Source organism: Ureibacillus thermosphaericus, assembly GCF_012396605.1.
Lineage (GTDB): Bacteria > Bacillota > Bacilli > Bacillales_A > Planococcaceae > Ureibacillus > Ureibacillus thermosphaericus.
Genome location: NZ_JAAXPW010000027.1, coordinates 35,070 through 46,318, shown reverse-complemented (window position 1 = coordinate 46,318; position 11,249 = coordinate 35,070). Strand labels below are relative to the sequence as shown.

At 34.2% G+C, this 11,249-nt stretch carries 14 protein-coding genes; 8 read left to right on the top strand and 6 right to left on the bottom strand.

What is annotated here, in order from left to right; all coding sequences use genetic code 11:
- Positions 1-207: 207 nt before the first annotated feature.
- Positions 208-1,194, bottom strand: a complete 987-nt coding sequence (locus HF990_RS10945; RefSeq protein WP_168412588.1) for an ornithine cyclodeaminase family protein — start codon at positions 1,192-1,194, stop codon at positions 208-210.
- A 21-nt stretch (positions 1,195-1,215) separates the two neighbouring features.
- The gene (locus HF990_RS10940; protein WP_168412587.1) at positions 1,216-2,544 is read right to left on the bottom strand and encodes an MFS transporter; all 1,329 of its coding nucleotides are present in this window, start codon (positions 2,542-2,544) and stop codon (positions 1,216-1,218) included.
- 132 nt (positions 2,545-2,676) lie between these two features.
- On the opposite strand from HF990_RS10940, the gene HF990_RS10935 reads away from it, so the two are divergent.
- Positions 2,677-3,168 carry a helix-turn-helix domain-containing protein gene (locus HF990_RS10935; protein WP_168412586.1) on the top strand — a complete coding sequence of 164 codons (492 nt, stop codon included), beginning with the start codon at positions 2,677-2,679 and terminating at the stop codon, positions 3,166-3,168.
- Positions 3,169-3,386: 218 nt separating this feature from the next.
- On the opposite strand, the gene HF990_RS10930 is transcribed toward HF990_RS10935, so the two are convergent.
- The gene (locus tag HF990_RS10930; protein WP_168412585.1) at positions 3,387-4,586 is read right to left on the bottom strand and encodes an ABC transporter permease; all 1,200 of its coding nucleotides are present in this window, start codon (positions 4,584-4,586) and stop codon (positions 3,387-3,389) included.
- A complete protein-coding gene (locus HF990_RS10925; RefSeq protein WP_016838144.1) occupies positions 4,579-5,313 on the bottom strand; it encodes an ABC transporter ATP-binding protein in 735 nt (244 codons plus the stop codon). The genes HF990_RS10930 and HF990_RS10925 overlap by 8 nt, the downstream gene beginning before the upstream one ends.
- Before the next feature lie 106 nt (positions 5,314-5,419).
- Here HF990_RS10925 and HF990_RS10920 point away from each other — a divergent pair, with 106 nt between their 5' ends.
- From HF990_RS10920 to HF990_RS10895, 6 genes are all read left to right on the top strand, one after another.
- Entirely contained in the window at positions 5,420-5,845 is a 426-nt protein-coding gene (locus HF990_RS10920; protein ID WP_026019060.1) for an HIT family protein, read from the top strand.
- A 188-nt stretch (positions 5,846-6,033) separates the two neighbouring features.
- A complete protein-coding gene (locus HF990_RS10915) occupies positions 6,034-6,573 on the top strand; it encodes a tryptophan transporter (protein WP_016838146.1) in 540 nt (179 codons plus the stop codon).
- Between the two features lie 141 nt (positions 6,574-6,714).
- Positions 6,715-7,080, top strand: a complete 366-nt coding sequence (locus HF990_RS10910) for a YtxH domain-containing protein (protein ID WP_016838147.1) — start codon at positions 6,715-6,717, stop codon at positions 7,078-7,080.
- A gap of 185 nt (positions 7,081-7,265) precedes the next feature.
- A complete protein-coding gene (locus tag HF990_RS10905) occupies positions 7,266-7,847 on the top strand; it encodes an HTH-type transcriptional regulator Hpr (protein ID WP_184656237.1) in 582 nt (193 codons plus the stop codon).
- Positions 7,848-7,970: 123 nt separating this feature from the next.
- A complete protein-coding gene (locus HF990_RS15385) occupies positions 7,971-8,531 on the top strand; it encodes a metalloprotease family protein (protein WP_016838149.1) in 561 nt (186 codons plus the stop codon).
- An 84-nt stretch (positions 8,532-8,615) separates the two neighbouring features.
- On the top strand, positions 8,616-8,807 hold the full coding sequence (locus HF990_RS10895) for a hypothetical protein (RefSeq protein WP_016838150.1): 192 nt from the start codon (positions 8,616-8,618) through the stop codon (positions 8,805-8,807).
- Positions 8,808-8,887: 80 nt separating this feature from the next.
- Here HF990_RS10895 and HF990_RS10890 read toward each other — a convergent pair whose 3' ends face one another.
- Positions 8,888-8,992, bottom strand: a complete 105-nt coding sequence (locus tag HF990_RS10890; RefSeq protein ID WP_016838151.1) for a YjcZ family sporulation protein — start codon at positions 8,990-8,992, stop codon at positions 8,888-8,890.
- A gap of 143 nt (positions 8,993-9,135) precedes the next feature.
- On the opposite strand from HF990_RS10890, the gene HF990_RS10885 reads away from it, so the two are divergent.
- Positions 9,136-10,008: a peptidylprolyl isomerase gene (locus HF990_RS10885; protein WP_016838152.1), complete on the top strand. Its 873-nt coding sequence runs from the start codon at positions 9,136-9,138 to the stop codon at positions 10,006-10,008.
- A gap of 277 nt (positions 10,009-10,285) precedes the next feature.
- On the opposite strand, the gene yhaM is transcribed toward HF990_RS10885, so the two are convergent.
- A complete protein-coding gene (gene yhaM, locus HF990_RS10880; protein ID WP_016838153.1) occupies positions 10,286-11,230 on the bottom strand; it encodes a 3'-5' exoribonuclease YhaM in 945 nt (314 codons plus the stop codon).
- Positions 11,231-11,249 lie beyond the last annotated feature (19 nt).

Here is an 11,249-nt window from a genome sequence, read left to right as displayed (position 1 = left end):
AAATTGTCCATGCAGGCGATGCTTACTTTCGCTGCCATGAACTTAAAGAAAATGGCAAACTGGACATGGAAAAGACCATGTCCAGCCTAAATAAGAGAAGAATCTTAGAAAATGATGAGCAAAAAAAAGACAAACCCCAACTCAAATGCTTCATTTGAGTTGGGGTTTGTCGACAGTCTGAGCTGACTCAAGTATTGAGTCAGCTTTTTACATTAAATCGATAATTGTTCCTATACGATGTTCTAATGCTTTATTGTAGACGCCTTTTGCAACTGCAAGGTCGTAGTAGGATGCACCAACCGATTTGAAAAAAGTGATTTCATCCTCACTTTCCCTCGGAGCAATTTTCCCACTTACTAATAATTCCAGTTCGCCATGCACATCTTCAAAGGACCATTCACCACTATTATTCGCATCAATTAATTCACCTGCTTCTTCCATAATCCCTTCAAGATCATCCACTACTATTTTGGAAGCTCGTAAAATGGTTGTACGATCGATTTCACACATATGAGGTAAGTAAGATCCGACTCCGTTAATGTGGGCACCAGATTTTAAATATTTCCCATTAAACACTGGTGTCGTTGAATTTGTCGCACAACAAATAATTTCTGACTTCGAAACTGCCTCATTCACATCATCTACTAGTTCAATGGATGCAGTTACACCATGCCCTACTAATTGTTGTTTAAATTGAAACGCTTTTTCCTTTGAACGATTAAACAATAAAATTTTCTCAATCTTCCTTACTGCCATTACGCCTAGCGCTTGCTCAAAAGCCATGCGACCTGTACCTACGATTGTCAACACCTTCGCATCTTGTTTCGCAAGTTTCTTTGTTGCTAATCCTGTCATCGCCCCGGTGCGAAGCCTCGTCAAATAAGAAGCATTCATAACTGCCAAATGCTCTCCGTTTTCCGTGCTAGTTAAAACAATAATCCCTTGCGTTGTCGGTAGCCCCTTTGCTGAATTGTTCGGGAAAATTGTTACTACTTTAACACTGGCAAAGTGATGTTCCAAATCTGCACTCGGCATATATAAAGAAGAAGCATTTTTTTCCGGAAATTCAAGCACTGTTCTGATTGGTGCCAACACTTTATTTTCTTGCTTTGCTATTAGCATTTCTTCCACATCTTTTAATGCATCTTCCATTTTATAGATGCTCTTAATCTGTTTTTCATTTAATAGAATCAATGACCACACGCTCCATTTTTACTAAACACTTTGCAATTCTTTCTTTTTCACTTCTTTACCTTTAAATTCATCCAATTCTTGATTATTCTTATCTTTCACTGTTAATACAGCAATAAAAGAGATGACCGCTGTCAAGATGATATATAACGCAACAGGAACGTAAGAATTATTAAATTCAACTAGCAGCCATGTTGCAATCAACGGCGCTGTTCCTCCAGCCAAGGCAGCCCCAATTTGATATCCTAATGAAACCCCAGTATAACGAACTTTTGCATCGAATATTTCAGAAAACATTGTTCCCAGCACCGAAGTAATCGGAGCCCAAATAATTCCCAATCCAAGCACTGTAGCAATTAGGAGTGTCGCAAATGTTCTTTGTTCGAGCAACCAAAAATAAGGAAACGCATATAAAATCATTCCGATTGTTCCCGTAATATAAACTTTTTTTCTACCAATTTTATCAGATAAGCTACCCATATACGGCATTAAAATGGTTGTAATAATTGTAGCAATCATGATGGATATTAACACTTCTGAACTTTTAAATCCTAAGTTGTTCGTACCATAGGAAACAATAAATGTAGAGAAAATGTAAAATGGTGCAGTTTCTACAACTTTTCCACCTACAGCAATAATAACCTCTTTCCACTGCGTTTTAAAAATTTCTATGAAAGGCAACTTCGGAATTTCTCCGGATTCTTGTACTTTTTTAAAGGAAGGCGTTTCATCTAATCCTTTACGAATCCAAAGACCAAAGATTACTAATAAAGCACTTAAAATAAATGGAATACGCCATCCCCAAGCAACGAAACTTTCAGGCGAAACAATAGAAGTAATAAATGATAACGCTCCCGAACCTAAAAACATCCCAATTGTGACACCCATTTGTGGGAAGGCACCGTAAAAGCCCCGTCTTTCTTTTGGAGAATATTCAACAGCAAGTAATACGGCTCCTCCCCATTCTCCTCCAATTCCAAGTCCTTGAACTAATCGTAAAACAATTAATATGATTGGAGCCGCTATGCCAATTGCTTGGTATGTAGGTAATAATCCCATTAATACTGTCGCTATACCCATAATTGATAATGTTAAGACGAGTGTACGTTTTCTTCCGATTTTATCTCCAATATATCCAAAGATGATTCCTCCAAATGGACGGATGAAGAATGCAAGCGCAAGAGATGCATAAGAAGCCAACAACCCTACCGTCGGATCGTCGGTTACGAAAAACACTTGATTGAATACAAGTCCCGCTACCGTTCCATAAAGGAAGTAGTCGAACCATTCAATTGAACTTCCTACTAAACTTGCAATCCAAACTTTCGTCATAACATTTTTGCTTGTACTCATGTTAGTCCCTCCTATTGAATATATAAAAATTGAAGTGTCACTTAAATTTATGCAAGAAATCATACATTCATTCGAATTTTCTATGAAAAATTTAGATATTAGTTCTATTATTTTTTAGGGGGATGTTTATTTATGATGATTGGGGAAAAGCTTCGAAAAATCCGAAAAAAGAAGAAGATGACTTTAAAAGATTTGTCTGAACAGACGGGGGTTTCAATTAGTTTTTTATCTCAAGTAGAAAGAAATAAATGCAGTGTTACGTTAGAATCGTTAAGAAAAATTAGCGATGCGTTAAATGTCAATCCAAGCTTGTTCTTCTCTGATACAAATTATCAAGCAAAATCTTTTCCGTTTTTTTACAAAGACTTGTCCAACAATGTTCAAGGGGCTTCATTTCACCCGATCTTAGCGACACTAAAGCCAAAGGAAAACAAAGGAAATGAATTTTCCCATTACGGCCATGAGTTTATTTATGTGTTATCTGGAATTTTAACTGTTTCTCTCGAAGGAAACGTTTTTGAATTAAGAAATGGGGAATCCATTATGTTCGAATCTAGCCGTAATCATTATTGGTGGAATGATGGAGAAGAGGATGTGCAGTTTCTTCTAGTGTCTACTTTATGAGAATGGGAATTACGCTAGTTCATCTCATTTTGTAGGATATTCATGAATACAAATTGGAAAAAACTCTCTCTTTTTTGTTTCAACAATAAAAACAGTAAACGATTATCATGTTGTAATTTGTACTTTCTGGATTCTCCATAATAGAACTCAAGAATAAAAGCGCATTGGAAAACACTTATGAAATCCAATACGCTTATATAGCAGATGTATAATCCAACTTAAACATGCACAACCGGATCTTTTGACAAGTTAAACGTCAACTCGTTCATCACAATGATAATAATAGCTGGAACAAAGAAATATGGCTGTCCAATGGCACAAAGCATTACTAGCATCCCTTGAATAATCATAAAAATACGCAATAGCTTTTGAACAGCTTTCTTTCGTTGATTCTCTTTTATTGGAAAAAGCATGTCCATACGAAAATCAGAAGAAGACAATAACGCATATTTTAACTGAATGGTCGTAGCAAAACTTAATGCTCCTGCAACAATCCATAATACAACCGGAATATCGATCGTCAACGCGACAATCACTAAAATGGCTGTTAAACGAACCCATAAATAAAAATGGTCATTCGTTCTTACAAAAGTACGGAAAACTAAATAACTTTGAGTACTTTCCTTATTAAATAGAACAAATTTATAAATGATATCTAACCATGCTCTACGTTTTATTGCACCGCGGATATGAGGAACATCTGTAAAGTAGTTCGCAAATCGGTAAAAGGCCATCATACGATTTTGTTCCAATTTTACAAAATGTTCGTAAGGAATTGGTTGAACGATTACTTTCTTTTTTAACGACTGATTGTACACTATAAGCAACAATATATATAGGAAAGCCCACCAAAATTGAACCGATAGAATGGCTTGCACCGCTAAAATTGATACCGCCATTCTTGCTATGCGATCAAAAGCGATGAAATTCCCTCGATTGACATAGCGATAATGGAATTCAGTTTGAACGTTAATATATTTCAGTATGATGATAAACAGCAACCCAAGCCAAATATGCAATGATTCTAATTCCGTGACTGCATTCAATAAAGGAATCGCAATAAGATAGCAAATTGCAGATAGGAAAACTTGTGACCAAAAAGTCCAATTCAATGCTTTTCGGAAATAGATGGGCATCTGTTTTTCTAATGGCAATAAATATACTTGATCTGGCTCTTTTAAAAGAGTGACTGGACGAGAAAATGCAACGATAATACCTACCACTACAGCAACAAGCCATTCAGCTGGGAAATTGGATGATACAACTTGCAACCACTGGCTATATTGAAACCCAAGCGCTCCAATGGCAAACACAATCACAATAGCCAAATGCCCAGTGAACACAAAACGCATATATTTTTGAACTTCAATCATATAGTGTTCGAAACGTTTGGACCATACTTCTGCCAAATTACTCATTATGTTGCTCCTTCGTCATGGCAATATATAAATCATCTAACGTTGCATTTGGCATATTAAACGCTTTTCGTAAATCTTCCATCGTTCCCTGTGCACGAACTCGTCCTTCATGAAGGAAAATGATGCGGTCACAATGTTTCTCAGCCGTCGATAAAACGTGCGTAGACATTAAAACAGAAGCCCCTTCGTTTTTCCTTTCAGTCATTTGGTTAAGCAATGATTGAATCCCTAACGGATCGAGCCCAACAAATGGTTCATCAATTATATATAATGAAGGTTTTACTAAAAAGGCGCACATAATCATCACCTTTTGCTTCATTCCCTTTGAAAAATGGGATGGGAACCAATTGAGGCGCTTCTCCATCCGGAATTCTTCTAATAATTTTCCGGAACGTTCCTTTAAAGTATGCTGATCAATGCCGTATGCCATCGCCGTTAATTCCAAATGTTCTTTTAACGTAAGTTCATCATATAATACGGGCGTTTCGGGAATATAGGAAAAAGATGAACGATATGTTTCAATATCTTCGTTTAACGTAACACCATTTAAACGGATTTCTCCTTTTTGTGGAAGAAGCGTCCCAATTATATGTTTAATAGTTGTACTTTTTCCAGCGCCATTTAAACCAATTAAGCCAACCAATTCCCCTTGTCCAATTGAAAAGTTCAAATCTTTAATGACGGGTTTTCTTGTATATCCACCTGTTACATCCTTTACTTCCAACATAGTTAACACTCCTATTCTTCCTACAGTTTATCAAAATTAGAAAATGTATTCATCTCATGAAATATGTTAAAATGTAGATAAATTTTGTATGAAAGGATTGGGTGAAATGAGCGACTGCATTTTCTGCAAAATTATTGAAGGTTCCATTCCATCAAATAAAGTATATGAAGATGAACATGTTTTAGCTTTCATGGACGTAGCGCCATTAACAAAAGGACATACTTTATTAATTCCAAAACAACACGTCAAAGACTTATTTGAAATGCCTGAAGATGTAGCACGAAATTTATATGCAGCTGCACCAAAAATTGCAAATGCCATTAAAAAAGCGTTTAATCCACAAGGAATGAATACATTGAACAACAACGGTGCCTTTGCTGGACAAACAGTATTCCATTATCACTTGCACTTCATTCCACGCTATGACGAAAACGATGGATATATAGTACGTTGGGAAACGAAAAAAGATGAGTTTACTCCTGACACATTAAAAGCAATTGCGGATGAAATTAAAGCAAATTTGAATAAGTAATGCTTTCTCAGACTGGCTCAAAACAATTCCACGAGTCAGTCTTTGTCATTTAAAAAAGTTGTTACTATCCTATTAAAATTGCTTGAAAATTATTTCTTTTAAGATTACAATCATACTATATATTTTCGCTAACGGCTTGAGGGCACGTTAGGAAAGTAGAGCATAGTTTAGTAGAGGAGAGATTTATTATGAAAACGAAAAATTTAGTGTTAATGGCCCTTTTAGTGGGGATCGGTACAGCTCTTTATTTAGTGATGCCACCAGTTCCAATCGGTGGTGGAATTAAGCCAGATTTAATGTTAACGATGATGTTTGTCGGGATTATTTTATTCCCTACTGTTCGAGATACTTTTATCCTTTCAGTAGTAACTGGTGTTCTTTCCGGTTTATTCTCATCAATTCCAGGATCACTCATTCCAAATATCATCGATAAATTTGCCACAGGTTTTATCTTTTTTGTTGTAGTACTTTTAGTAAATAAATTTGCAAAAAATGTTGTAGCTTACGGTATTTTGATTGGATTAGGAACGTTGTTATCAGGAACTGTATTTTTATCAATGTTGCTATTATTAGTAGGCGAAATGCCAGCAGCTTTTGGCATTATGTTTGTAACGGGAGTAATTCCTGCAACGATTGCAAATATCATTGCATTTGCAATTATTTATCCTATTTTAAAAGGTTTGTTAATGCGTTCCAAATTCGAAACTTCTGTTACACAAGTATCATAATATTGGATATTTCGCTGTCTAAGTTTTACTTAGATAGCTTTTTTATTTTCTTTCATTTTGGTTTAATATGGATAAGTACAAGAATTAATATTTTAGACAATTTCTTTACATACTAATTACAAAAAAAGGGAGAGATTTTCAATGCGTGCAAAACCATTTTTAATCGGACTAACTGCTGGAGTCATTGCAGGAATTACGACTGCAATTTTCACAACTCCACAAACAGGCAATCAATTACGAATGAATATCGCGACTACTTCCAAAAATTTAAAAACAACTATGAGTCAATTAAATAATCAAATCAATGACATAAAAAATGGGATCTCCACTTTAACAAATGAAGTGAAAATTACTATTCCACAAATATTATTCGATGTAAAAAATTCCATTTCACAATTTACACAAGATGTTCAACCAAGTTCACAAAATTTAAAAGAAGAATTGGAACAATTACAGAAAAGCCTAAGCGAAATCGAGAATAATCTTTCACAAATCAAAAAAGGTTAAAATATACTCAGTATAATAATATCCAGGACTTTATAACTAAACAACAATGTGTTTTTAGCACTATTTTTTCAAATTTTATTAAAAAATAACATTTATTAATCACTTTTCATTTATTTATTTTTTCTAACTTTAAACTTTTTTCTTTTATTGCTATAATATTTTAAAATCCTATAATAAGAAGGTGAATCAAATTGTCTGTAGAATCTTATACGTTGAAAGAGGCTATGATTTATAGCCAACGAATTGCCCAACTTTCAAAAGCTTTGTGGAAAGCCGTCGAAAAAGACTGGCAACAATGGATTAAACCGTTTAATTTAAACATTAACGAACACCACATTTTATGGATTGCTTTCCATTTGCAAGGTGCATCAATTTCAGATGTTGCAAGGTTTGGGGTAATGCACGTATCAACTGCGTTCAACTTCTCAAAGAAATTAGAAGAGCGCGGGCTTCTTAAATTTTCAAAGCGCGATGATGACAAGCGCAATACGTATGTTGAACTCACTCCTGAGGGAGCAGAGCTAGTGATTCGTATGTATGATCATTACTTGGATACGGAACACTCTATTTTGGAAGGATCTCTAGCATTGAAAGAATTGTATGGTAGATTTCCAGAATTTTTAGACGTTATGGCAATTATTCGAAATATTTACGGGGAAGATTTTATCGAAATATTTGAGAGATCTTTCAAAAATTTTAAAGAATCTATAGAAGAAAAAGATACGCATGAAGTAGTTATTAAAAATGAAATATTAATGAATAAATAGCAATTGGGGATTATGGGGAGTGTATTAGGTACACTCTTTTTTCTTTTGTCTGCAAAATTATTAGCATAATAATTCAGTTTGTTTTACAATTTTCTTAATTTCAGATAGAGGAGTATTGCAAATATGCATTGTTGGAAAACGATTAACATAAAAAGAGAATATCGTACACCTCGCCTTGTATTTTATGCAATCATTATTTTTATTCTTGTTTTTTCTTTTTCATTTATTATCATCGGTGCAAACCGTCCATTAATATATGATGCTCATCATTTCCCATTATTTATATTAGTTTGTTTACTTTTATACCCGCTGCATAAGCTAATTCATTATTATTCACTGTTTTCTTATCGCAAATCGGTTAAATTAAAATGGAGATTTGAGTTTAAACTGATTCCCATAGTTCAAATTCGAATTAAAAAAATGTTACCGAAAAAAAGATATATGTTTATTCTTTTAACTCCATTTATTATTGTAAATACTTTACTTATACTTGTAGCAATATTCCTTCCCTATTATTCACATTACGCTTGTTTACTACTCGGATATCATTGTGGTATTTGCTTAGTAGACATATTATATTTTATACATTTGGTGAAAGCACCAAAAAATGCTGTAATAGAGGAAACACCTAAAGGTTATGAAATTCTAGTTCCTCCTAGTTTTTCAAACATTCCCAACAATTAAAACGATAAATATTCAATTACTCACTTGTGGGATGGTACCACTTTTTGTTATTCTTAAATGAAGTGATAGAGGGGAGGAATAGACTTGCTACTGTTAATTGTAGTGCTATTCTCGGTATTTTATTTATTCCAAATTAACAAAATGACATATTCACTATGTATGCAAAAAGAAATACCTGAAGAAAAACAACCAAAAATTTTTAGCACAATTAATATATTAGTAACGATTTTACTAATATCCTTTTATATTGAGGTGTATGTTGCCATCAATTTTTAATAAGAGGAGATGTAGGTTACAATTATAGTTCAATATAGATAAAAGAGCTAAAGGAATTCCTTTAGCTCAATTCACTGTAATCAATGCATGTAAGCTGCACCAACAATGATTAATAAGATAAACAACACAACCAATAGCGCGAACCAGGAGCTACCTCCGTATCCACCACCATAACTTTGACCCATAACGACACCTCCTTTCTAATGCCTATATTATGCAGTAGGTAATGGGCTACTTAGGCAAACATATTAGTGCAACCATTTAGATTTTTATTCGTTTATGTTATAGTTACAATTGGATTTTAAAGACAGGGAGAGAAAGTATATTTATGAAGAAAACATTTTTAGCTATTGCATTAGCAACATCCGTATTTACATTATCTGCTTGCAACTCTGGTAATGAAGTAGTGGTTTCTACAAAATATGGCGACATCACAAAAGATGAATTCTATGATGAAATTAAACAATTAGCTGGTAGCATGTTATTAGAGCAAGTAGTGATTGAGCATGTTCTAGAAAATAATTATGAAGTAAAAGACGAAGAAGTAGAAGAGCGCTTCAATCAATATAAAGAACAATTCGGAGATTCTTTCAAAGACGTTTTACAATCACAAGGATTAACGGAAGAGCAATTTAAATCAAATATCCGCTTTACTTTATTACAAGAAAAAGCTGAAAAGGATATCGAAGTAACAGATGAAGAAATTGAAAAGTATTATAACCAAGGAAAATATGAATTGCATGCTCGCCATATTTTAGTGGATGACGAAGCTACTGCTAAAGAAGTCCTTGAAAAGCTTAATAAAGGTGAAGACTTTGTTGAATTAGCGAAAGAATATTCTAAAGACACTGCCAACGCTGAACAAGGCGGCGATTTAGGCTGGTTTACTGTTGGAACAATGGTAACAGAATTTAACGATGCTGCTTATGCATTAGAAGTAAATGAAATTAGCGAACCAGTTAAAACAGATTTCGGCTACCATATCATTCAACTTTTGGACAAACGTGAAGTTGAAAATTATGGTACTTTAGAAGAGAAAAAAGATGAAATTCGCCAAGAATTAATTAACATGAAAGGCGGATTTGCAGCGAAATTAACAGAGTTAGTGAAAGAAGCGAAAATTGAAATAAAAGATAAAGACTTAAAAGATGCATTTTCACAAATTTTATTAACTGAAGAAGATTCTAAAGAAAAAGAATAATACAGATTAAGTACGAAATGTTTTGAAAGATCACCTTTTCATGCTAAAAATGGTGCTGGCGAATCCTCCCAGCACCATTTATTTTTTCAAAAAATAATTTACCGAATTCAGTAGCATTCCACCATTCACTATCGAATAATTGTTATATCAAAGTACATCATCGCGAATCAAGAAATACTATCTTATGATAACATGTCATAACATTCCTTAAAGAAAAAAGAAAACGAAGAAAACCCATTGCTTTCTTCGTCCCCTCTTTTTGTTCATCCACTCAATATTAAAATTCTTCAAATTTTGGTTTATAAAATGAACGATTATCCAGCGCAAATATACGTTCCGTAAATTCTCCTGGCTTTGTTTTGTTTAATGCCCTCGTTAGCATATTCATTTTCGCATCAATATTATCAATATAATGCAAAATTTCCGCCTCTTGAATCATCGGTTTTTTCGGGCTTCCCCATTCTTCCTTCCCATGATGAGAAAGAACGATATGTTGTAATACCATCACTTCTTCTCCTTCAATTCCTAATTCCTTTGCCGCTTGCCCGATTTCATCAACCATGATTGTAATATGACCTAGTAAATTTCCTTCTACCGTATATGTTGTTGATACGGGGCCGGACAATTCCTTCACTTTCCCTATATCATGCAATATAATTCCAGCATAAACTAAATCTTTATTTAATGTTGGATATAATTCACAAATTGCCTTCCCTAATCTCAACATATGCACGATATGATCTAATAATCCAGAAACATAATCATGGTGGTTTTTAGAGGCTGCGGGGAAAACAGTCAATTCCGATTGATATTTTTTCATTAGAAAACGGGTGATTCTAGAAATTTTGGGATTTTTAATTTCAAAGAAAAATTGGGTTAACTCTTCAAATAATTTTTCCTTTGGTGTTGCAGCAGAAGGAATTAAATCATTTATCTGTATCCCGTCTTCCGGTTTTGCTAGTCGAATTTGTTTTATGCGAAGTTGGTTTTTACCGCGATATTCATGGATTTCTCCACCGATTTTTACAATCACTTGCGGTTGGTACATTTTTTCATGCTCTTCATTCGTATCCCAAAGCTTTGCTTCGATATCGCCACTTTTATCTTGGAGAATGAGCGTCATGAAAGGCTTACCCACCGTTGTTACTCCCTTGGTTGCTTGTTTAATAAGCAAAAATTGATTCACTGCATCTCCTGGCTGGAGTTGAGTAATACCTGGCATATCCGACACTCCCTTTTCT

What these genes read in the sequence shown, in the direction of transcription:
- HF990_RS10910 (WP_016838147.1), top strand. Translation starts at nt 6,715, where the DNA reads ATGCGTGCAAAACCATTTTTAATCGGACTAACTGCTGGAGTCATTGCA.
- HF990_RS10925 (WP_016838144.1), bottom strand. Translation starts at nt 5,313, where the DNA reads ATGTTGGAAGTAAAGGATGTAACAGGTGGATATACAAGAAAACCCGTC.
- HF990_RS15385 (WP_016838149.1), top strand. Translation starts at nt 7,971, where the DNA reads ATGCATTGTTGGAAAACGATTAACATAAAAAGAGAATATCGTACACCT.
- HF990_RS10940 (WP_168412587.1), bottom strand. Translation starts at nt 2,544, where the DNA reads ATGAGTACAAGCAAAAATGTTATGACGAAAGTTTGGATTGCAAGTTTA.
- HF990_RS10915 (WP_016838146.1), top strand. Translation starts at nt 6,034, where the DNA reads ATGAAAACGAAAAATTTAGTGTTAATGGCCCTTTTAGTGGGGATCGGT.
- HF990_RS10885 (WP_016838152.1), top strand. Translation starts at nt 9,136, where the DNA reads ATGAAGAAAACATTTTTAGCTATTGCATTAGCAACATCCGTATTTACA.
- HF990_RS10935 (WP_168412586.1), top strand. Translation starts at nt 2,677, where the DNA reads ATGATGATTGGGGAAAAGCTTCGAAAAATCCGAAAAAAGAAGAAGATG.
- HF990_RS10930 (WP_168412585.1), bottom strand. Translation starts at nt 4,586, where the DNA reads ATGAGTAATTTGGCAGAAGTATGGTCCAAACGTTTCGAACACTATATG.
- HF990_RS10920 (WP_026019060.1), top strand. Translation starts at nt 5,420, where the DNA reads ATGAGCGACTGCATTTTCTGCAAAATTATTGAAGGTTCCATTCCATCA.
- HF990_RS10890 (WP_016838151.1), bottom strand. Translation starts at nt 8,992, where the DNA reads ATGGGTCAAAGTTATGGTGGTGGATACGGAGGTAGCTCCTGGTTCGCG.
- yhaM (WP_016838153.1), bottom strand. Translation starts at nt 11,230, where the DNA reads ATGCCAGGTATTACTCAACTCCAGCCAGGAGATGCAGTGAATCAATTT.